At 66.3% G+C, this 22,347-nt stretch carries 18 protein-coding genes and 1 pseudogene; 14 read left to right on the forward strand and 5 right to left on the reverse strand.

Translation table 11 applies throughout. The features are described 5' to 3' along the window. The first annotated feature begins 63 nt into the window (after positions 1–63). Positions 64–927 (forward strand): sensor domain-containing diguanylate cyclase, encoded by an 864-nt coding sequence (locus tag AC25MA_RS00210; RefSeq protein WP_028691434.1) that lies wholly within the window; start codon positions 64–66, stop codon positions 925–927. Between the two features lie 48 nt (positions 928–975). Here the strand turns inward: AC25MA_RS00210 and bla are convergent, their stop codons facing one another. After that, a complete protein-coding gene (gene bla / locus AC25MA_RS00215; protein WP_486971662.1) occupies positions 976–1,851 on the reverse strand; it encodes a class A beta-lactamase in 876 nt (291 codons plus the stop codon). Positions 1,852–2,056: 205 nt separating this feature from the next. Between bla and AC25MA_RS00220 the strand changes: the two genes are divergently transcribed. The 8 genes and pseudogenes from AC25MA_RS00220 (at position 2,057) to glsB (ending at position 7,909) form a co-directional block, all read left to right on the forward strand. Continuing rightward, on the forward strand, positions 2,057–2,374 hold the full coding sequence (locus AC25MA_RS00220; RefSeq protein WP_028691432.1) for a hypothetical protein: 318 nt from the start codon (positions 2,057–2,059) through the stop codon (positions 2,372–2,374). Between the two features lie 99 nt (positions 2,375–2,473). Further along, a complete protein-coding gene (locus AC25MA_RS00225; protein ID WP_486971663.1) occupies positions 2,474–2,857 on the forward strand; it encodes a tautomerase family protein in 384 nt (127 codons plus the stop codon). A 96-nt stretch (positions 2,858–2,953) separates the two neighbouring features. Then, positions 2,954–3,607, forward strand: a complete 654-nt coding sequence (locus tag AC25MA_RS00230; protein ID WP_247283255.1) for an HD domain-containing protein — start codon at positions 2,954–2,956, stop codon at positions 3,605–3,607. 42 nt (positions 3,608–3,649) lie between these two features. Continuing rightward, the gene (locus AC25MA_RS00235) at positions 3,650–4,429 is read left to right on the forward strand and encodes an ATP-grasp domain-containing protein (protein WP_486971664.1); all 780 of its coding nucleotides are present in this window, start codon (positions 3,650–3,652) and stop codon (positions 4,427–4,429) included. A 144-nt stretch (positions 4,430–4,573) separates the two neighbouring features. Next, the gene (locus tag AC25MA_RS00240; RefSeq protein WP_028691428.1) at positions 4,574–5,743 is read left to right on the forward strand and encodes a MerR family transcriptional regulator; all 1,170 of its coding nucleotides are present in this window, start codon (positions 4,574–4,576) and stop codon (positions 5,741–5,743) included. Between the two features lie 25 nt (positions 5,744–5,768). After that, positions 5,769–6,326 (forward strand): annotated as a pseudogene (locus tag AC25MA_RS00245) (HD domain-containing protein); the annotation flags it as partial. 9 nt (positions 6,327–6,335) lie between these two features. Further along, complete coding sequence (locus tag AC25MA_RS00250; protein WP_280092588.1) at positions 6,336–6,842, forward strand: GNAT family N-acetyltransferase; 507 nt, start codon at positions 6,336–6,338, stop codon at positions 6,840–6,842. Between the two features lie 149 nt (positions 6,843–6,991). After that, the gene (glsB, locus tag AC25MA_RS00255; RefSeq protein WP_028691427.1) at positions 6,992–7,909 is read left to right on the forward strand and encodes a glutaminase B; all 918 of its coding nucleotides are present in this window, start codon (positions 6,992–6,994) and stop codon (positions 7,907–7,909) included. Positions 7,910–8,163: 254 nt separating this feature from the next. Here the strand turns inward: glsB and AC25MA_RS00260 are convergent, their stop codons facing one another. The 4 genes from AC25MA_RS00260 to AC25MA_RS00275 form a co-directional block, all read right to left on the reverse strand. After that, complete coding sequence (locus AC25MA_RS00260; protein WP_486971665.1) at positions 8,164–12,384, reverse strand: hemagglutinin repeat-containing protein; 4,221 nt, start codon at positions 12,382–12,384, stop codon at positions 8,164–8,166. A gap of 38 nt (positions 12,385–12,422) precedes the next feature. Further along, a complete protein-coding gene (locus AC25MA_RS00265; protein ID WP_463402365.1) occupies positions 12,423–14,132 on the reverse strand; it encodes a ShlB/FhaC/HecB family hemolysin secretion/activation protein in 1,710 nt (569 codons plus the stop codon). 420 nt (positions 14,133–14,552) lie between these two features. Beyond that, entirely contained in the window at positions 14,553–15,245 is a 693-nt protein-coding gene (locus AC25MA_RS00270; RefSeq protein ID WP_088851943.1) for a hypothetical protein, read from the reverse strand. A 12-nt stretch (positions 15,246–15,257) separates the two neighbouring features. Then, positions 15,258–15,833, reverse strand: coding sequence for a hypothetical protein (locus tag AC25MA_RS00275; RefSeq protein ID WP_280092577.1), 576 nt, complete (start codon positions 15,831–15,833; stop codon positions 15,258–15,260). Between the two features lie 141 nt (positions 15,834–15,974). Between AC25MA_RS00275 and AC25MA_RS00280 the strand changes: the two genes are divergently transcribed. The 5 genes from AC25MA_RS00280 (at position 15,975) to AC25MA_RS00300 (ending at position 22,281) form a co-directional block, all read left to right on the forward strand. Next, positions 15,975–16,433, forward strand: coding sequence for a GNAT family N-acetyltransferase (locus tag AC25MA_RS00280; protein ID WP_088851945.1), 459 nt, complete (start codon positions 15,975–15,977; stop codon positions 16,431–16,433). A gap of 145 nt (positions 16,434–16,578) precedes the next feature. Then, the gene (proP, locus tag AC25MA_RS00285; RefSeq protein WP_028691421.1) at positions 16,579–18,081 is read left to right on the forward strand and encodes a glycine betaine/L-proline transporter ProP; all 1,503 of its coding nucleotides are present in this window, start codon (positions 16,579–16,581) and stop codon (positions 18,079–18,081) included. 149 nt (positions 18,082–18,230) lie between these two features. Then, positions 18,231–18,686, forward strand: a complete 456-nt coding sequence (locus AC25MA_RS00290; RefSeq protein ID WP_028691420.1) for a (2Fe-2S)-binding protein — start codon at positions 18,231–18,233, stop codon at positions 18,684–18,686. Then, positions 18,686–20,929 (forward strand): xanthine dehydrogenase family protein molybdopterin-binding subunit, encoded by a 2,244-nt coding sequence (locus AC25MA_RS00295; RefSeq protein WP_486971666.1) that lies wholly within the window; start codon positions 18,686–18,688, stop codon positions 20,927–20,929. Before AC25MA_RS00290 ends, AC25MA_RS00295 begins: the two co-directional genes overlap by 1 nt. Before the next feature lie 17 nt (positions 20,930–20,946). Beyond that, positions 20,947–22,281: a c-type cytochrome gene (locus AC25MA_RS00300; RefSeq protein ID WP_197866195.1), complete on the forward strand. Its 1,335-nt coding sequence runs from the start codon at positions 20,947–20,949 to the stop codon at positions 22,279–22,281. Positions 22,282–22,347: the final 66 nt, after the last annotated feature.

The raw sequence follows: 22,347 nt of genomic DNA on the forward strand, positions 1-22,347 counted from the left end.
TCGCGCGGCCGCCCTGCGTGATCGGACCATGACCGGGCTACCCGTTTCGGACACTTCTGCCCTATGCCCGTCGATCTGCAAGCGCTCTACCCCAGGCTGATCCACCTGATGCTGGACACCGTGTTCGTGGTCGACCGGGACGACACCATCGCATTCGTGAGCAACGCCTGCGAGGCCTTGCTCGGCTACCGCGCCGACGAACTGACCGGCACCCCGATCACCCGCTACATGCACCCGGATGACCTGGAAACCACCCGCGCCTCGATCGCCCGGGTCATGGACGGCACCCCGCACTTCGACTTTCGCAACCGCTATGTGCGCAAGGATGGCGAGATCGTGCATATCCTCTGGGCGGCCTTCTGGTCCGACGAGGTGGGCGCGCGGATCGGCGTCGCCCGCAACATCACAGCCCTCACCCAGGCCGAGCAGGAACTGCGCTTTCTCGCCCATCATGACCCGCTGACCAAGCTGACCAACCGCTCGCTGTTCAACGACCGCCTGGCCACCGCCCTGCGCGCCGCCCGTCAGCAGCAGCGCCGGCTGGCGCTGCTGTTCCTCGACGTCAACGACTTCAAGGGTATCAACGATGTACACGGTCACGCGGCCGGCGACCGCGTGCTGTGCACCATCGCCCGACGCTTGCAGGACAGCGTGCAGGAAGCGGATACCGTGGCGCGGATCGGCGGGGACGAGTTCATCGTGCTGCTGACCGATGTACCGTCGGAGGACGCCGTGTACGAGGTGGTCGAGCAGATCGCCATGGTCATGGAGGAGCCGCTCGGCGCCGAGTTCGGCGACGTCAGGATGCCGTCCTGCAGCATCGGCGTGGCCTGCTACCCCACCGATGGCGAGGATGCCGACACCCTGCTCAGCCATGCCGATGGCGAGATGTACCGCAAGAAGCGGCGGCGGGCGCGGGTGGGGTGATGGCCAGGTGTTATCTGGTCTTGCCCGCGATGTGGCCCGCACACTTGCTCAGCCCTTCCAGGCCTCCACCACCACCCGCGTCGCCGCCGCGATCGTCTCGCTGTTCCACGGCGCATCCTGTTTCGTGCCACGGCTGAACACCACCAGGATCCACGGCGCCCGGCCCTTGGGCCAGATGACCCCGACGTCGTTGGCCACGCCATAGTCGCCCGAACCGGTCTTGTCGCCCACCACCCAGTCCTTTGGCAGCCCGGCGCGAATACGGGCATCACCCGTGGTGTTGCCCTTGAGCCAGGCCTGCAGCTGTTGTTGCGCGCCGGCGGGCAGGCCATCGGTGAGCAGCAGGCGCTGCAAGGTCACGCCCATGGCCAGGGGCGTCGTGGTGTCACGCGGATCGCCCGGCAAGGCGGTGTTCAGCGTCGGCTCGTTGCGATCGAGGCGGAAGGTCGGATCGCCCAGGCCGCGGACGAACGCCGTCAGCCCGGGTGGACCGCCGACCAGCTCGAGCAGCAGGTTGCCAGCAGTGTTGTCGCTGTACTGCACGGCGGCGGCGCACAGTTCGGCGACGGTCATGCCGGGCCCGACATGCTTTTCGGTGACCGGTGAATAGACCACCAGTTGCTCGGCGCCATAGGCGATGCGCCGCGCCAGCAAGCCCGGCTCGGCCTCGTTGCGGTGCAGGACGGCACCGGCGAGGACGGCCTTGAAGGTGCTGCAGAAGGCGAAGCGCTCTTCGCCGCGCCAGGCCAGCTGCCGACCGCTGCCGGTGTCCAGGGCCCACAGGCCGATGGTACTGCCGCTGGCCGCCTCGAGCTGTTGCATCGCCTGACGCAGCGGATCGTGCGCCCAGGCGGGCAAGGTCAACAGGGCCGAGCAGCCGAGCGCGCCCTGGAGCACGCGGCGGCGGCTGAGGGTTGGAATCATGCAGACATCCCTTGTGAAAATAAGCAAAACGCGAAGGCTAGAACGTTTTAGCACCCGAGCCAAGCACCTCCTTACCGCTCCGGCAGGCGAGCATAGGCCGTGGGCAAGCGGATTCTTTTCGCGCCACTGCCCTGGCCACCCTTGCGTTGACCGGCAAAAGGCAGGACAGTAACCGGGTGTTCCCGCAATGAAACGGAGATTCGCCTTGACTACCGATCGCCTGAGCCTGCTCCAGTTCGAGCAACTCAGCCTGAAGCCCGCCGCCGCCAGCCAGTTCGCCCTCTCGCTCAAGGAGCTCGAACAGCTGACACTCCCCGAGCGCTACGCCTATCGTGCAGCCCACTACCTGGGCGACATGGCCGAGGCAGAGAACAGCCAGCAGCTGGCTGTCGCCAAGGACCAGGGCATCGGTTTCACCCAGGGCCTGCTCACTGCAGCGGCCATCGAAGATGCCCTGGCGAAAAGGCTGATCGAGGTCTTCAATAACGCGAGCGAGCGCGCCTCCAAGCTGCTGCCACAGTAACGGTAGTTGCCTTCCCGAGCCCGGCGCCTGTCCGGGCTCATACCTGATCCTGCCGTACCAGCTTCTGCGTCTCGCCTGGCCATCGTCCAAGGAGTCCACATGCCACTGGTACGCATCGATATCAAGCGCCACCCCGACCCTAACCATCTGCGCACACTCGGCCAGATCGTCTACGCTTGCATGCGGCGCACGATCAATGTGCCCGAGCACGACAATTTCCAGATCCTGACCGAACACGACGGCGACGGCGTGGTGAGCGACCCACGGTACCTGGGCATCCAACGTTCCGACGGCCAGGTGTTCATCCAGATCACCCTCAACGAAGGCCGTACCCTGGAGCAGAAGAAGGCGCTGTACCAGGCCATCGCCGAAGGTTTCGAGCACGAGGCCGGGGTGCGACCGCAGGACGTGTTCATCAACCTGGTCGAGGTGCGCAAGGAGAACTGGTCGTTCGGCAACGGTATCGCCCGGTACGCCAGTTGAGGTAAGGCCGCGCCCGGACAACGGCAAGGACAATGCTCCGGCTTCGCTAATCGCCAACGTAGAATTCAATCTTCCCTTTGATCGGTGAACCCTTTCATGGCAAGCGCGCCATTTTTCCCCTTGCAAGCCCTGGCGGCCCAACTGCTGCCCTATCTGCCCGCCGACGGTAACGACGGCTCCCACGACCTCGCCCATCTGCAACGGGTCTGGCGCAATGTCCAGCGTATCCAGGCCAAGGAAGGCGGCGACCTCGACATACTGCTCGCCGCCACCGTGCTGCACGATTGCGTGGCGGTGGAAAAGAACTCGCCCCTGCGTGCGCAGGCCTCGACGCTTTCGGCCGAACGCGCCGCCGCGATCCTCGCCGACATGGGCTGGCCGCTACCGCGCATCGAACAGGTGGCCCATGCAGTGATAACCCACAGCTACTCGGCAGGTTTGCCGCCACAGAGCCTGGAAGCGAAGATCCTCCAGGACAGCGATCGCCTCGACGCCATCGGTGCCGTCGGCATCGCCCGCTGCTTCTATGTGGCCGGGCGCACGGGGTCGGCGCTCTACGACGTCGAGAACCCCACCGCCGCAGGCCGGGACTATCGCGACAACCGCTTCGCCATCGAGCACTTCCCGACCAAGCTGCTCAAGCTCGCCTCAGGCTTTCAGACCGGCGAAGGTGCGCGACTGGCCGCGCTCAGGCATCAGCGGCTGGCGTCGTTCCTCGCCGAATTCATGGAGGAAATCGGGGTAGACTGACAGCCTTTGCGCCTCCCACCCTTGCCATGGACAGCAAACCCGATGCGACTGCTCTATCCCTGCGAACCCTTCAACCTGAAACAGCCCGATGAACAGTACGCCGAGGAGTACAACGCGGCGCTGGCGGCCGGACTGGACACCCTGTTGTTCTCGTTCGAAGCCCTTCAAGCCGGTCTGCTCGAAACCTCCCGCGCCCTCAATCCCGGCGATTGCATGTTGTACCGGGGCTGGATGCTGACGCCCGAGGCCTACGCCGTGCTGGTCGACCTGCTGCATGGTTGTACCGCGGTCGCGCTGACCAGTCCCGAGCAATACCGGCAGTGTCATCACCTGCCGCAGTGGTACCCGTTGCTGGCCGCGCATACAAGCGAAACGGTGATACTGCCCGACGACGCCGATTTCGAGCAGGCGCTCGCCGGCCTGCAATGGCCGGGCTATTTCATCAAGGACTATGTGAAATCGCTGAACACCGGCACCGGCAGCCTGGTGGACAGCCCTCGGGAGATCGCGCCGCTGGTGGCCCAAATGCGCCAATACCGCGGCCAGGTCGAGGGCGGTATCTGCGTCAGGCGGCGGGAAAGCTACCTCGAGGAAACCGAGCGTCGTTACTTCGTACTCGATGGATGCGCCCACGGTGCGGATGGCAAGGTGCCCGAGCTGGTGCGAGAGTGCGCAAAGCGGATCGACAGCCCGTTCTTCTCGGTCGACACGGTGATGCGCGCCGATGGCGTGCTGCGGCTGGTGGAGCTGGGCGACGGCCAGGTATCCGACCTCAAGGAATGGCCCACAAAGCGCTTCGTGGGCCTGTTGAAGAGCCGCTGAGAAAACATCCTTCAAGAGCACGCCGGCGCTGCCTGTGATCACAGGCAACCCCGATCTCAAGAAACGCCTGTTTCTTTAGAAACCCGCTTTACCTGTCTATAGCTTCATAGTTCATCATCGCCCCACTGCATGAGGGGAAGACCGGTGTATCGCATCTCCGAATTGGCGGCGAAGGTGGGCCTGAGCCGCTCCACGCTGCTCTATTACGAAAAACTCGGACTGGTGTCCTCGCGGCGCCAGGCCAACGGTTATCGTACCTACGGCGAGCAGGACCTGCAGCAGCTGCGGCTGTTGCAGCAACTGCAGGCCGGCGGGCTGAGCCTGAAGGAGTGCCAGGCCTGCCTGGAGGCACGCCTGGACCGCGCGGCCCTGCTCGAACGCCTGCACACCCTGGACGAAGAGATCGCCGCCCGGCAACGCTCGCGTGACCTGCTGGCGGCGATGCTCGGCATGTCGTCCATGCGCCCCTGGCACGAGGCCCTCGAGCAGCAGGCGCCCGGCGCCCACCTGGCGTGGCTGCGCCGGCAAGGATTCAATGAGAAGCAGGCCCTGCGCCTGAAATGGCTGTCCCGCGACATGAACGAACACGACCGCTACATGGCCGACTTCGAACGCCTCTTCGAGGGCCTTGAGCACCTTGGCCCAGGGTCGCCAGAGGACTCACTCAAAGCACTGCACGCCCTGCCCCACGCCCCCGCGACACTGCTGGACATCGGCTGCGGCCGTGGCACCTCCAGCGTGCTGCTGGCCGAACACAGCCAGGCGCACATCACTGCGCTGGACAACGACGAGCACAGCCTTGGCTGCCTGCGGGCGACCCTGTTCGACAAGGGCCTGCAGGCACGGGTCACGCCGATTTGCGCGAGCATGACCCAGCTGCCGTTCGCGCCTCGGCACTTCGACGCGATCTGGGCCGAGGGCTGCGCCTACATCATGGGCTTCGACAACGCCCTGGCGTACTGGCGTACCTTCCTCAAGCCCCAGGGTTACCTGGTCGTCAGCGACCTGGTGCGGGTGGCCGACAGGCTCGCCCCTGCGGCCGAGGCGTTCTGGCAGACCGCCTACCCCGACCTGCACAGCGTCGACACGCGCCTGGCCGCCATCGCCCGCCTGGGCTATCGCACCCTGTCGCACTTCCCCTTGAGCGCGCAGGCCTGGGCCAACTATCTGGAGCCGCTGCGCGCACGCGTGGCCAGCCTGGCGAACGAGACCTTCGCCTCCCAGGCCCTGGCCGACATCCGCCGCGAACTCAAGATCCACGAAAACCACCTGGGCGAGTATGGGTATCATCTGTTCGTCATGCAGACGCGCTGAACCCGCCCCAGGACATGGAGCCACCATGAACATCGAAAAACTGCAGAACCGCCTCGCCTTCCTGCGCCAGGCCGAACAACTCAAGAGCGTGATCCGCAGCGCCCACACCTCCAGCGGCCGCGCCGAGAGCACCGCCGAGCACACCTGGCGGCTGTGCCTGATGGCCATCACCTTCGCCGACGAACTGGGCGACCTCGATCTGCTCAAGGTGTTGAAGATGTGCCTGGTCCACGACCTGGGCGAGGCCATCAGCGGCGACGTCCCGGCCGTCAGCAAACAGGGCTTCCCCGACAAGAGCCGGCAGGAACGCGAAGACCTGCTGCAACTGATGGCGAGTCTGGACGCCGCCCTGCGCGACGAGATCATGGCGTTGTGGGAGGAGTACGAGGCCGCCACCTCGGCCGAGGCACAGGCGGTCAAGGCCCTCGACAAGCTGGAGACCCTGCTGCAGCACAACCAGGGGCGCAATCCTCCGGGCTTCGACTATGCCTTCAACCTCGACTACGGCAAGCGCTACACTGCCGCCACGCCGCTGTTCGAGGCCCTGCGCGGCCTGATCGACGCCGACACGCGCCGGCATCTCGACAATGGCATCAGCCTGCGCGACGAGCGCCCGGAGGACGCCACCACGATCGGCCGGCTGACCGAAGCCGCCTTTGCCAACGCCGAACACAGCAGCCACACCGAGCAGTTCATCGTCAGCGCCCTGCGTCAGGCCGGAGCGCTCACGGTATCGCTGGTGGCCGTGGAGGCCGGCGTCATCGTCGGCCATGTGGCGATCTCCCCGGTGACGCTGTCGTCGGGTGCCGAGGGTTGGTACGGGCTGGGGCCGGTCTCGGTGCTGCCGCGGCGTCAGGGCCAGGGCATCGGCTCGGCGCTGATCAACGCCGCGCTGGCCCGCCTGCACGGGCTGGGTGGCCAGGGCTGCGTGGTGCTGGGCGACCCGGGGTACTATGGCCGCTTCGGTTTCAAGGCCCAGCCGGGCCTGAGCTTGCCGGGCGTACCGGCCGAATACTTCCAGGCCCTGTCCTTCAGCGGTGATGTGGCGCAGGGCAGCGTGCAGTACTGCGCGGCGTTCGAGGCAACCTCCAACGCGTAAAACGCGGTCACTGCAGGAGCGGGCTTGCCCCGCTCCCGGAGGTTGCGCATCACCCCGCGAGCCGACACGAACAAATGTGCTCCGCAGCCAGCGACCATCGTCTACCTGAACGTTTTCGAACGCGCCTTTCCTTCGCACCAGGTTCCCCGATGCAAGCACTCCTGCAAGAGATCCTCGACCACGTCCGCCCCCTGCTCGTCCAGGGCCAGGTGGCGCAATACATCCCCGCCCTCGCCCAGGTCGACCCGAACCAGCTGGGCATCGCCGTGCAGAGCCTGGACGGCCAGTTGCACTGCGCGGGCGATGCGCACACGCCGTTCTCGATCCAGAGCATCTCCAAGGTGTTCAGCCTGGTGCAGGCGATCAACCACAGCGGCGAGGACATCTGGTCGCGGCTGGGCTACGAGCCTTCGGGCCAGGCGTTCAATTCGCTGGTGCAGCTGGAGGTGGAGAAAGGCCGGCCCCGCAACCCGTTCATCAATGCCGGGGCGCTGGTGATCTGCGACATCAACCAGTCGCGCTATGCCACCCCCACCCTGTCGATGCGCGACTTCGTCCGCCGCCTGGCGGCCAACCCGCGCATCGTCAGCGACACCGTGGTGGCCGAGTCGGAATACCAGCACCGCGCGCGCAACGCGGCCATGGCCTACCTGATGCAGGCCTTCGGCAACTTCCACAACGATGTCGATGCGGTGCTGCGCAGCTACTTCCACCATTGCGCGCTGTCGATGAGCTGCGCCGATGTGGCGCGCGGCTTTGCCTTCCTGGCCAACAGCGGCTACTGCCCGCACAGCGGCGAGCAGGTGCTCAGCCCGCGCCAGGCGCAACAGGTCAACGCGATCATGGCCACCAGCGGGCTGTATGACGAGGCCGGCAACTTCGCCTACCGGGTCGGCCTGCCGGGCAAGAGCGGCGTGGGCGGCGGCATCGTCGCGGTGGTGCCGGGGCGCTACAGCATCTGCGTGTGGTCGCCGGCGCTGAACGCCTCGGGCAACTCGCTGGCAGGGCTGCGGGCGCTGGAGCTGCTGAGCGAGCGAATGACCGGGTCGGTGTTCTCGGCGGTCTGAGCGAGGTTGTTGCAGGCAGGCACTGGACTGCACACATAACCTGCGTGGGGGCGGGTTTGCCCCGCGATGGAGTCAGATGCGCCCATGGTACGGCCTGGTCCTGTGCTATCGCGAGGCTAGCTCGCTCCTACAGCTCTCGCGCCAGGCCCAAGGGCTCACCCCCACCCATCGTTTTTTCGTACGAAGCTTAGAGTTTCAACCAACAAAAAGGGGCGCAAAGCGCCCCGGACCTCATTGGTGTGAATGGAAGACGTTCAGCCTTCGATACGCCCTTCGACCGTCACCGGCCCGACCTTCAGCTTGCCGTCATCCAGCGACACGCTGGGCAGACCGGCTTCAGGCAGCTTGGGCAGGTCGAGGGTGGCCTTGACCTGGTAGCCGAGCGGTTTCACATCGGCACCGAGCGTGGTACCGCCCTGCTCCACGCCCTTGACCTGCAGACCCAGCCCACGCTGTGCCGAGATGCCCGAAGCCTGCGTAACCCCGGCCTTGCGCACGAACTCGCCCTGGGCATTGAACGACGGCGTGTAGTCGAAGCCTGGTTTTTCCTGGCCCTCCTTCGCCTCGCCCGGCTTGCCGGCCAGGCCCGCGCCCAGGTCGACCCGTACCGAGGTGGTGGTGTCCTGGCGTTCCGCGACCGTCAACCCGCCCGCCAGCTTGCCGCCGACCTGCTGGCCGTCGACCCGTGCGCCGCTGAGTTGCGCCGCACCGGCACTGTTCAGGGTCACATCGCCAGCGGTGATATGGCTGTTCTGCTGGGTGGTGGCCTGCAGATGGTCCACCTGCACCTTGCCGCCCAGGTCGAAGTCATGGGACGAGCTGACCTCTTGCCCCGCGTCCGCCGGCGTAGTGCGGCTCAGGTTGCTCCCGGCCTTCACCTCGACGCCCCAGTTGGTGCGGGCCTGAGTGGACTGGGCCGACTCCAGCGCCAGGCCACCCTCGCCTGCGCTGGCGTTGACGCCCGTGGCACCGACCTGCGTACCCTGCAGATGCACCGACTGGCCGGCCAGGTCCACGTTGCCATGGCTGTTCAACTGGCCGCCGGCCAGGGTCTGCGAACGTTCGTTGGTCTGGCCCACATTGAAGTTGCCGCCCAGCTTGCCGCTCAGATCACGCCCTTGCTCACCGGTGGCAGCCTTGCCGCCGAGGTTGAGGCCGCCGCCCAGATGGCTGCCGCTGACAGTCCGGGTGTCGCTGGCGGCCTGCAGGTCGAGGGCGCCACCGGCCTTGAGTTCGACCGGGCCGTTCGCGTCGATGCGCGTGCCCTGCAGGGTCTGGTCGCCACCACTGCCCAGTCGCACCGGGCCGTTGCCGCTGATGCTCGCCACCTGGGCCTTGCTGTCGACACTGTGCTCGCCGGCATGGTCGAGCTGGAACCCAGCGCCCAGGTCGACCTTGTCGCCCACCGGCAAGGTGCCCACGGTCAACGAACCGCTGCCACCGAGGCTGCCGGTGTCGCGACGCGCCTGGTTGCTGGCCTGGTCCAGGGCCAGCTTGCCGCCAGTGTTGACCGCCACCGCGCCCTGGCCACCGTCGAGGCGGCTGCCTTCGAAGCGGGCATCGCCACCGACCTGGATGTTCAGGCCCTGGCTGCCACTGAAAGTACCGACCACGGCAGTGGATGTATCTTCGCTCAAGTGCTTGCTGCCACCGGAACCATTGGCGGTCACGTTGAGGTCTTCGCCGGTCTTGGTGTAGATCCGGGCGGACACATCGGCGTTCACCTGCTGCTCGCTGCGGCTGTGGGTGTTGCTGGCCGCGTCGGCCTGAAGCGAACCGGCCTTGATGTCCAGCGCGCCGCCGTTGGCGTTGTAGCGGGTGCCCTGGTCCTTCAGCGCACCGGCCACGTCCAGTTGCACACCCTGGCCATTGAACTGGCTGACCACCGCGGTGCCGGTCTGCTCGCCCTGTTGCTGGCTGGCATGGCCCACGGCCAGGTCGACGCCCAGGTTCGGCGTGCCAAGCTTGCCCAGGGCGGCGGTCAGCGAAGTCTTGCCGTCCAGCACGTCCTTGACGTCATTAAGCGGCAGCTTGCCGTCGAGCGCATCCTTGACCGACACCTTGCCGTCCACCACATCCTTGACCGCCCCGGCGATCGGCCGGGCAATGTCCTTGTACTCGACGTTGACACCGACATCCGCCGTCCAGCTGCTCTGCTGATGGCTAGTGTTGGTGGTGTCGCGGGCCGCGCGGTTGTCTACCTGACCTGCGCTGATGCTCAGGGTACCGGCGCTGTTCACCTGCGCGCCTTCGCTGGCCAGTGTGTCGGCCTTGATTTTCAAGCTGCCGGCGCTGTCGAGGCCGGTGGTCTTCGCCGTGGTGCTGCTCGAGGCGTCCTGCTGGGTGCCATGGGCGAAGTCGACCCCGGCGCCGGCACGGTCGAGGCCAGCGGTAAGGTAGACGCCACCGCCGGTGTGGCTGCTGTCGCGGGTCTCGCTGCGGCTGTCCTGCTCGGCCAGCAGCGACACCTGCTTGCCGACCAGGGTGGTATCGCCCGCGGTTGACTTCACCGCGGCACCCTTGACGGTCAGGTCACCGCCGGCGGTCAACTGAACTTCGCTGCCGCTGAGGCTGGAACCCTGCTGGCTGACCTGGCTGCCACTGGTGCTCTGACGATCGCTCGCATAGCCGACGCCAGCACGATACTGCCCGGAGCCCGGCGCGGTTTCCTTGGCCGACGCAACGAAGCCACGGCTGCTGCTGGCGCTCTTGTGCTCTCGGGTGTCCTGGGCCGAGGCGACCTTCAGATCCCCCGCCGCATCAGCGTTCAGCGCACCGCTGGCCTTGACCGTCGAGCCGACCACGTCGATGCCCTCGGCGCTGCTCAGGCCGACGCTGCCACCGGCCACCAGCTCGCTGCGCACCGCGGTGCTTTCCCGGCTGTTCTGCTTGGCTTCGTTGTGGCTGACGCCGAAGAACTTGCTCTGCTGGTTCTGGCTGTCACGCTGGTCGGTGCGCGAGGCGTTGCTGATCTGCACCTGCTTGCCGGCGATGCGGATGTCCTGGCCACTGGTCAGCTGGGCACCTTCGGCCAGCACCGAGGCCTTGGCGTGCAGTGCGATGTCGCCACCCTTGAGCTGGCTGGTGACGCTGCGCTGGGTTTCGTTGCGGTTGTCCCAGTCGGCTTTCCAGAAACCCTTGGTGTGCTTGCCCTGGTCGGTCTGCACCTGGCGCTCGGTGGCGGCGGTCAGACGCAGGTCGGCGCCGCTGTCCAGGCTCAGCTTGCCGGGCGCCTCGAGGCTGGCGGCGCTGAGGGTGAGATCCTGGCCGGCGTTCAGCCCGGCATCACGCTGGGCCACGACCCGGGTGGCGTGCTCGCGGGTGTCGCTGTCGGTCTGGGTGCGCTGGTAGGTCTCCCAGTCGATGCCCAGCGCGCCGCTGCGCCAGTTCTCGCGTTTTTCCTGGAGCTTGCGGCTTTGCACGGTGCTCAGGGTGAGGTTGCGTCCGGCGTCGAGCTTCACATCGCGCCCGGCCACGTCGGCGGCGGCCAGGGTCAGGTCCTGGGCGCCACGCAGTTCGACATCACCCTGGCTGCTGCGCACGCCGGCACGGGTCGCTTCCAGCGAGTCGGCCACTGCAGCGCCGCTGACGTTCAGGTCTCCCGCCGAGTCGATGCGCACGCCGTCGCGGCCGTCGACCTGCCCCGGCCCAACCCGCACCCCGGCACCTTGCGCGGTGCTGACGATATTGATGCGTCCGGCCTGCATCGCGCCGAACAGGCTGGCATCGATACGCTGCTCGCCACTGGCCGCGCCGCGGTCGACGACCTGGACCTGGCCGCTGGCGTAGTCCACCTGGTTGCGGCCCACGGTGAGGTTGAGCTGATCACGGGCATCCAGACGGCCCTGGCTGTCGATGCGCGGGGCGATCAGGTTGACCGAGCCGCCATCGTTGCGCAGGCCGGCGCCCTGCACATGCAACTGGCCGCTGGCGTCCTGGGTGCCCAGGGCCTTGAGCCGGCCCGCGTCCAGTTCAGGGCGGCCCACCACCAGGCTGGCATTGGGCGCGTTGATGAAGCTGGCGCCGTTGACCGAAATGCCGTTGGGGTTGGCCAGCACGTAGTCGGCGGCGCGGCCGAAGATTTCCTGGGCGCCATTGATGGCGGAGGCGTTGCGGCTGACCACTTCGTTGAGGATCACGCTCGCCGCCTGGCCCTGGAACTGCGGGTTGGCCGCCAGCTCACCGGCCAGCTGCGAGTGGCCGGCCTGCAGGGCGTTGTTCAGCACCAGGCCCTGGCGGTCGACGTTGTAGTCGAGAAACTGGTTGTGCGACAGGCCCGCGCCGTTGGGCGCGACGATATTGACGATGGGCACGCCGCCCTGGGTCTGCAACTGTGCCGTGCCCCCGGGGCCGGGGGCGACCACGACGCCGCCGGCCAGCGCCTGGGGCAGGCTCGTGGCCAGGAACAGGCTGGCTATCGCCCAGCGCAGCTTGCCTTGCGGGGACAGGTTGAAGGTAAAAGGGGTCTTGGGCATAGGTCACTCTCCATGTCGGTACAGCTAATTCGGTGCGCTCAAATCTGCACGGCGGCCCTGAACAGCCAGACTTCGGGCTCGCGGTGGTAACCGCTGGGGGTGGTCAGGCTGCGCTGGTAGTCGACATCCAGCTGCAGGGCCTTCCAGCTCAGGTTCAGGCCCAGGCTCGCGCCGCTCAGGCGCTGGCTGGCGGCGCCGTGGTCGGCCTTGATCCAGCCGTGGTCCAGCCCCAGCCGCGGGGTGATGGTCAGCGGCCCCTGGGGCTGCAACGGCAGGCGCAGGGTGTTGCGCCACACCGCTCCGCTGGCCCCGGACAGGCTGCTGAGGCGGTAGCCGCGCACGGCGGAATCGTCGGTACCGAGCAACTGCTCGATGGCCGGCAGCGGGTCGGGGCTGTACTGCAGGTTGAGCTGGCTCTGCCACTGCCAGGCCTGGCCCAGCAGGTGGCCATTGCGCCACTGGCCGAGGCCGGCGCGGTACTTGCGAAACTGCGCCATGGGCAGGTCGGGCACTGGCCGATCGGCATCGTCGTCGGCGCCAAACCAGTGCAGTCCCTGGGCGTAGTTGAGGTCCAGGTTCCACACCGCGCTGTCGAGCCAGAACAGGTTGAGCCCGGCTTCGGCCACCGTCAGCGTCGGGCTCTGCACATCCAGGCGGACCTTGGCGAGTTCGCTGTTGACGTCCTTGTGCGCCAGTTGCAGGCTGGCGCTCAGTTGATGGCGCTGGTCGCGCCACAGCACGCGCTCGCCGCGCAGGCTGAGCTGATCGGTGATGCCGGTGCTGTGCAGGGTCAGGGTGCTGAGCTTGATCGGCGAGCGGTACTCGGCATGGCTGGCGAACAGGCTGAACGTCCAGTAGCCGTAGGGAATCGCGTAGTACAGGCTGGCATTGCGGCTGTAGCGATCGCCCTGGTTGAGGGTGTCGCTGGCCGACAGGCTGAGCAGGTCGTTGAGCGCCAGCGGGTTGTCCAGGCTCAGGCTGAGCACGCTGCGGTCGCGCCCCGTGCTGGCGCTGCCGAGATTGTCCAGGCCCAGGCCCACGGAAACCCGCGGTTGGCCGGCGCTGCGTGGGCGCAGGATGATCCGTGAGGCACCCGGCTGGCTGCCGGGGGCGATGTCGGCACTGAGGTCTACCGAACGCAGGCGATTGAGCTGGTCCAGGCCCTGCTCCAGGTCGCGCAGGTTCAGCGGCTCGCCGAGCATGCCGGGGAAGGCCCCGGCCAGGGACACCGGCAGGCGCTGGTCGGCCAGCTCGATGGCCTCCAGGTAGCCTTCGTCCACCAGGATGTCCAGCGACTGCCCGGCCGTCGGGGCGCTGCTCAGGTAGGGGCGGCTGGCGATATAGCCCTTTTCCAGGTACAGCGCGGTGATGCCCGCCAGCAGCTGGTTGATCTGCCCCACGCCCATGCACGCGGCCACCAGCGGGTCGATGCGGGCATCGAGGGTGGCACGGTCGATCAGCGTGACACCGCCGATGCGCACCCCGGCCAGCGGCCAGCAGCGCGCATCCGCAGCCGAGGCCTTGGGTGTCTGCGCAGTGTTGTCGGGTGCGGTGAATGCACCGCGTTGCAGTTGCCGGCGGCGTTGTTCCAACTGCAGTTGCTGCAGGTCGTGTTGCTGCTGTTGTTGTTGGCGCAGCACTTCCTGACCGGGCGTAAATGTCTCGGCATGCAGGTTGCCAACACACAGGCAAGCCAATGCGACAGACAGCGTTAATTGACGACGATCAACAGCAGACAGGTACGACATACAACACCCATTCGCAGGCAAAGGCACAGCGAGAATCGCAGTACTTGGAACTTCCCGGCACGGTCACCGAGGGTTATCGGCACACGCGCAATAACTTTAGAAAGTTGAGCGTTGTTTGTTGAAACGCTCGCGGAAAAGTTAACGACTGCTAATTACCACATGGCGCCAGGCATGACCGCATGGTCACTGGCTAGCCCGTGGCAGAGCGGGTAAAGGGGTTGACGAGATCTAATTGTCCAACAATCCAACTTGATGACTGTCTGGCCCCACGGTACTTGTAGAAACGAGTGAGAGACACCGGACTTTAGTCGTACGTGACCTGCTGGTTAAACTTTCCGGCTTGCGAGCAGAAGGAAAGTCTGGCGAACATCAATAGAAAGCTCAACGTCGTATCACTGATCAAATTTTCTGTACACCGGACTACTCCACCAGATAAAGGGGGTGAGTATCACACAAGGGGTGAGCGCTATTCAGCACCCGCTCCAGCAAGCAACGTTCTAATTCGGTGAAATACGTCGCCCCGAAGTCGAAAAAGGTCCCGGCTGGATTTCGCTGTACATGGAACAAGCCGACAAGGTTATCGCCATCACGTTCGAAGATCAGTTCCAGATGCGACTCGGCTCGCGTACTACCGACAAGATAAATGTACCCCGCCACCTCTGCCCAACCGCACCAGCTCAGTTCCGCCCATAACTGCAGGCTGCCATTCTCGGTCGCTGCTTGAGGCAACGCCCAAGCCCCGGTACCGTTTGCCCATCCACACAAGGCCGGTAGCAATCGCTCCAGGGACAGAACCTCCAGCATGTGCCCGCGCAGACCGAAATGCACAGAGTCGATCGTCGATTCAGGGGCAGCATCGAGTGCAACCACCCTGGCGTGCAGCACATGGCTAAAGGCGATTTCAGAAGGTTGCTCACTCCAGCCATTGAGGTCGGAAACACTTGGGCACCAGATGAGCCGAACGGTTTCATCAACCTGAATGCGCTCATTGCGCTCGAAATAAGCGAGCGTGACCGCCCCGACAACCGGCAACAGCGCATCGAGACGCACCTGCGGGGCGCTGTGATCGACTTTGCTGTCATTGGGCCAGAACAGTGGCCAGTAAGTCTGCATCAGAGCACATCCTCAACCGTCCATGCTCTTGGTCAACGCTTCGCTGCCCTTGGGCGGGTAGACCACCTCTCGGGTATCGAGGTCGCGAATCTCGGAGGTGATGGTGATGGTCATCGTCTCTCGACCGGGCGGGCCATTGATGGCATCGACGGTGTCGAAGTCGACGATGTAGCGCTTGCCTGCGCGGAACTCGACGTCGCGCGCGGTGAAACCGCATTTGCCGCCACCGGTCCCCAGCGCGTTCATCGAGGCCCAGCACCAGCTCAGCGAGTGCTTGCCCGGCGTCAGCCGCAGCGCCTGCTTGCCCGCGATATCGAGGATCGAGCGCCGCCCGGCGCCTTCGAGCAACTGGTCATCGACATGGGTGGCCAGCAGCAGGCGATGAAACGGCACGCCCAGGGCGCGGTAACGGACGGTAGCGAAGTACACGACCGGTGCGTCGGCCTGGTTGCCGGACAGATCATAGGGCGTCATCGTCTCAGGCGCCCAGTCCCCCTGGTACTCCTTGTAGTGGTAGTTGGCGCAAGCACCGAGCAGGCTGGCAAGTGACAGGGCTACAAGCGATTTGAGGCGGGACGACAGGTGCATGGTTCTTCCTTGATGAATGCGGGCGCAAGGATAACGGCTGCGCACCCTTAAAATCAAAACGCCATCATCCTCGTCGCTCACGCACTGCGGTGTATGCTTCGCGCAAAGGTCCACCCCTCCTGCCCCTGAAAGGACATCGTCATGCTCCGCCTGGACTGGCTGAAACACCACATGGCCCACAGCGACACCCTCGCCCAGTGGCTGCACCAACAGTTCCACTATGAGTACGCGGACGTGCCGCTGGCCGACTGGCAACGCGAATTCGCCGAAGGCCAGCACAACGGTCAATGGCAATGCCTGGTCGCCCTGGACGGCGACCGCCTGCTGGGCAGTGCCGCCCTGGCCAGCGACGACCTGCCCGGACGCAGCGACCTCGGTCCCTGGCTGGCCTGCGTGTTCGTCGCCCCAGAGGCGCGTGGGCAAGGCCTGGCGGAGCGGCTGATCGAAGGTGTCTGCGAGCATGCCCGCAGCAACGGAGTTGCCACGCTCTACCTGCATACCCACGACCAGGACGCCTACTACGCCAAGCGTGGCTGGACGCATATGGAGCAGTTCGAGGCCTGGGGGCATAGCCATTGGTTGATGTCTCGCACGCTCTGACCAGCGCCGCTCCTACAGAAATCGCGCATGGTTTACCCACGCAAATGACCCCGCAGGGAATTATTTAGCGCGCCGTTGTATCTGACCCTAGGTACAAGGCTGGCCAAACCATGGCCACGCCCCAAGCCTTCAAGGACAACGGCCCATGAAATCACGCAGGAAACCCGTCAAGCCCATCGGTTTGAAGGACATCACCATCGTCGACGACGCCAAGATGCGCAAGGCCATCACCGCCGCCGCCCTGGGCAATGCCATGGAGTGGTTCGACTTCGGTGTCTACGGCTTCGTCGCCTACGCCCTGGGCAAGGTGTTCTTCCCCAACGCCAGCCCCGGCGTGCAGATGATCGCCGCCCTGGCCACCTTCTCCGTGCCGTTCCTGATCCGTCCGCTGGGCGGGCTGTTCTTCGGCGCCCTGGGCGATCGCTACGGACGGCAGAAGGTGCTGGCCGCGACCATCGTGATCATGTCGCTGAGCACCTTCGCCATCGGCCTGATCCCCTCCTACGCCAGCATCGGCATCTGGGCGCCGATCCTGCTGTTGCTGGCGAAGATGGCCCAGGGCTTCTCGGTGGGCGGCGAATACACCGGAGCGTCGATCTTCGTCGCCGAGTACGCCCCGGACCGCAAGCGCGGCTTCCTTGGCAGCTGGTTGGACTTCGGCTCGATCGCCGGCTTCGTCCTTGGCGCCGGGGTGGTTGTGCTGATCTCGACGGTGCTTGGCGAGGAACAGTTCCTCGAATGGGGCTGGCGCCTGCCGTTCTTCCTGGCCCTGCCGCTGGGCCTGATCGGCCTGTACCTGCGCCACGCCCTGGAAGAAACCCCGGCGTTCCAGCAACACGTCGACAAGCTCGAACAAGGGGACCGCGAAGGCCTGGCCAGCGGCCCGAAGGTGTCGTTCAAGGAAGTCGCCACCCAGCACTGGCGCAGCCTCTTGACCTGCATCGGCGTGGTGATCGCCACCAACGTCACCTACTACATGCTGCTCACCTACATGCCCAGCTACCTCTCGCACAACCTGCACTACAGCGAGGACCACGGCGTGCTGATCATCATCGCGATCATGGTCGGGATGCTGTTCGTGCAGCCGATCATCGGCCTGCTCAGCGACAAGTGGGGACGCAAGCCGTTCATCATCATTGGCAGCGCTGGCCTGTTCCTGTTGGCGATCCCGGCGTTCATGCTGATCACCAGCGGCAAGCTGGCGGTGATCTTCGCAGGGCTGTTGATCCTCGCCGTGCTGCTGAACTTCTTCATCGGCGTGATGGCCTCGACCCTGCCGGCGATGTTCCCCACCCATATCCGCTACAGCGCCCTGGCCAGTGCCTTCAACATCTCGGTGCTGATCGCCGGCCTGACCCCGACCCTGGCCGCCTGGCTGGTGGAGACCACCGACAACCTGTACATGCCGGCCTACTACCTGATGGTCATTGCCGTGGTCGGCCTGCTCACCGGCCTGACCATGAAGGAGACCGCCAACCGCCCGCTGCGCGGCGCCGCCCCGGCCGCCTCGGATATCGAGGAAGCCCGCGAGTTGCTGCAGGAGCACCACGACAACATCGAGCAGAAGATCGAGGACATCGACGCACAGATCGCCGAGCTGGAGGCCCGGCGCCAGACGCTCGCACAACAGCATCCGCGCATCGATTGAGGGCTACTTGCGCATTCCGCCGGATTGCTTGCCTGATCCTCTGAATCTGTGGGGTGTATCGGTTGCGCAATGGGCCTCTGTGCTAGCGTTTCCGGATTGGGGAACAGCGTATTCCCCGCTTCCACAACCGATGATCAGCAGGTGAGCCCATGGAATTACGAATCAACCAGCAGACTTACCAGGTCGAGGCTGACGCCGACACGCCCTTGCTCTGGGTGATCCGCGACGATTTGGGCCTGACCGGCACCAAGTATGGCTGCGGCCTGGCCCAGTGCGGCGCCTGCTCGGTGCTGGTGGACGGCAACGTCGTGCGCGCCTGCGTCACCCCGGTGGCCGGCGTGGTCGGCCGCGAGATCACCACCATCGAGGCCATCGAGCACGATGCCGTGGGCAAACGCGTGGTCGCCGCCTGGGTCGAGCACCAGGTCGCCCAGTGCGGCTACTGCCAGTCCGGCCAGGTGATGGCAGCCACCGCGCTGCTCAAGCACACGCCCAAACCCAGCACTGCGCAGATCGACGCGGCGATGGTCAACCTGTGCCGCTGCGGCACCTACAACGCCATCCATGCCGCCGTGCAGGATCTCGCCGAAGGGGATAAAGCCTGATGAGCACACGCATCGATACCCCCGAAGACTTGCTGAAACTGCCCGCAGGTGAAACTGTCAACCTGTCGCGCCGGCGCTTTCTGGTCGGCACCACCGTGGGCGCGCTGGTGCTCGGCTTCGGCCTGCCAGTAGGCGCACCACGCGTACAGGCCTCCAGCGCCCCGGAGCGCGGTACCCAGGTGCCGGCCTTCCTGGAGCTGCGCCCGGACGGCAGCGTGCGCCTGCTCAGCCCATTCATGGAGGGCGGGCAAGGCGTCAATACCGCCATGGCGCAGATCGTCGGCGAGGAACTGGACCTCGATCCTGCCCGCTTCCTGGTCGAAAGCGCGCCCGCCGGCGAAGCCTACGTGGTGATGGAAAACGGCCTGCGCATCACCGGCGGCAGCATGTCGGTGCGCATGAGCTACCCGACCATGCGCCGCCTCGGCGCCCTGGCCCGGGCCATGCTGCTGCAGGCCGGCGCCCAGCGGCTGGGCGTGCCGGTGAGCGAGCTGACCACCGAGCCGGGCAAGGTAGTGCATGCCGCTTCGGGCCGTTCGCTGGGCTACGGTGAACTGGCCGAAACGGCCATGGACCTGCCGGTGCCGGACCCCGCCAGCGTCACCTTGCGCGACCCCAGCCAGTTCCGCTGGATCGGCAAGCCGGTAAAGCGCCTCGACGCCTACGACAAGTCCACCGGCAAGGCCCTCTACAGCATCGACATCAAGGTCGACGGCATGCTCCACGCCGCCGTGCAGCATGCGCCGCGCCTGGGCATGAGCGTCGGCGGCCTGCGCAACGAGGAACAGGTCAAGGCCATGAAGGGCGTGCATTCGGTGCATCAGCTGCCCGGCGCGGTGGCCGTGGTCGCCGAACGCTGGTGGCACGCCAAGCGCGCCGTCGAAGCACTGCAGGTGGACTGGAAGGAGGCGGCTGCCGACAGCCAGGTGCGTGCGATGCCCGCCGATTTTTCCAGCGACGGCTGGCGCGACCACCTGGCCGCCCAGACCGGGCCAAGCCGTGACGAGGAAAACCAGGGCGACGTGGCAGGCGCCCTGGCAGGTGCCAAGACCACGGTCGAGGCCACCTACCACAACCAGTACCTCAACCATGCGCAGCTGGAGCCGCCCTCCGCCACCGCCCGTTTCAATCCCGACGGCAGCCTGGAGGTGTGGCTGCCGAACCAGGCCCAGGACATGTTCCGCGACGACATCGCCAAGCGCACCGGCCTGGACCCAGCGCGGATCACCCTGCACTCGCCGCTGCTCGGCGGCTTCTTCGGCCGCCACTTCCTGTACGACTCGGCCAACCCCTACCCACAGGCCATCGCCCTGGCCAAGGCCGTGGGTCGGCCGGTGAAGCTGATCTGGAGCCGCGAGGAGGAGTTCCTGCGCGATGCCATGCGGCCGATGGCCGTGGTCAAGTTCCGCGCCGGCCTGGACGAAAAAGGCCTGCCGGTGGCCATCGAGGCGATCAGCGCCACCGAAGGCCCGACCGAGTCGCTCGCCGGCAAGCAGGGCGACAAGGTCGACCCCACCGCCCTGGAAGGGCTGTCGGGCAAGGCCTACGCCATCGCCAACAAGCGCACCGCGCAGATCTATGTCAAAGGCCCGGCCATGCTCGGCTACTGGCGTTCGGTGGGCAACTCGCTCAACGACTTCTTCTACGAGTCGTTCCTCGATGAGCTGGCCGACAAGGGCGGCCACGATCCCTTCGAGCTGCGGCTGCAACTGCTGCAGGGCAACCCGCGCCTGACCACCCTGCTGCAGGCGGTGGGCGAGTTGTCCGGTGGCTGGAAACGCGGCCCGTTCACCGCCGAGGACGGCAGCAAGCGCGCCCGCGGCGTGGCCATGGCCTCGCCGTTCGGCTCGGAGGCGGCGGTGATCGCCGAGGTGTCGCTGGAGGGCGGCCAGGTCAGGGTGCACGACATTTGGCAGGCCATCGACCCGGGCAGCATCGTCAACCCGGCGATCATTGAGGCCCAGGTCAACAGCGCGGTGTCCCTGGGCCTATCCCAGGTGCTGCTGGAGGAAGCGGTGTGGCTCAACGGCATGCCACGGGCACGCAACTACGACCTGTACCCGGTGCTCCCGCCGTCGCGCATGGCCCGGGTGCATGTGCGCATCGTCGAGAGCGGGGCGAAGATGGGCGGCATCGGTGAGCCACCGCTGCCGGCGGTGGCGCCCGCGGTGGCCAACGCCGTGGCGCGGCTCACCGGCCAGCGCGTGCGCAGCATGCCCCTTAGCCGCCATACCTTCAGCTGACACGACAAGGACAGCCCATGAACAACCGCCGATTCGCAAGAACCGCAGGCTGGCTGGCCGTGCCGTGCCTGGTCGCGGCAGGCCTGCTGGCCTGGTACGTCACCCGCGAGCCCGCCTCGCCCTTCAGCGTCACGGACAGCGCCGACGCCACCCTGGTCAGCCGCGGCGAATACGTCGCCCGGCTCAGCGACTGCGTGGCCTGCCACAGCCTGCCGGGCAAGGCGCCGTTTGCCGGCGGCCTGGAAATGGCCACGCCGCTGGGCGCCATCCATGCCACCAACATCACCCCGGACCGCGAGCATGGCATCGGCGCCTACAGCCTGGCCGACTTCGACCGCGCCGTGCGCCAGGGCGTCGCGCCGGGTGGGCGACGGCTCTACCCGGCCATGCCCTACCCGTCCTACGTCAAGCTCAGCGACGACGATGTGCGGGCGCTCTACGCGTTCTTCATGAAGGGCGTGCAGCCGGCCGCCGAGGCCAATGTCCCCAGCGACATTCCCTGGCCGCTGAACCTGCGCTGGCCCATCGCCCTGTGGAACGGCCTGTTCGCGCCGACCAGCGCCTATGCGCAGAAGGCCGACCAGGACCCGCTGTGGAATCGCGGCGCCTATATCGTCCAGGGCCCCGGCCACTGCGGCAGTTGCCACACGCCTCGGGGCCTGGCCTTCAACGAGAAGGCCCTGGACGAAAGCGGCGCGCCGTTCCTCGCCGGCGCCCTGCTCGATGGCTGGTACGCGCCGAGCCTGCGCCAGGACCACAACACCGGGCTCGGGCGCTGGAGCGAGCCGGAGATGGTGCAGTTCCTCAAGACCGGGCGGAACAAGCACGCGGTGGTGTACGGCTCGATGACCGAGGCGTTCAACAACTCCACGCAGTTCATGAGCGACGACGACCTGAACGCGATCGCCCGCTACCTCAAGTCACTGCCCGGCGACCCGGGGCGTGACGGCGCACCCTGGCAGTATCAAACGACTGCTGCGCAGCCCGACACACCGGGGGCGCATACCTACGCGACCCGCTGCGCCAGCTGCCATGGCCTGGACGGCAAGGGCCAGGCCGAGTGGATGCCGCCACTGGCGGGCGCCACCTCGATGCTGGCCACGGAGAATGCCTCGGCGATCAACATCACCCTCAACGGCTCGCAGCGCATCGTCGCCGCCGGGGTGCCGGATGCCTACCGCATGCCGGCGTTTCGCGAGCAGTTGTCGGACCAGGAGATCGCCGAGGTGCTGAGTTTCGCCCGCAGTGCGTGGGGCAATCACGGCGGCGCGGTAGAGGCCAAGGCGGTGGGCACGTTGCGCGGGCATACCGACCCGGCCAGCAGCAGCCCGATCATCCTGCATATGCGCTGATACCGGATTGCCGGCGATGGGCCGCGTAGCGGCCCGAAGCACAATCGACTGAAATACCGAGGACAC

The organism is Pseudomonas sp. P65(2024) (assembly GCF_057480955.1).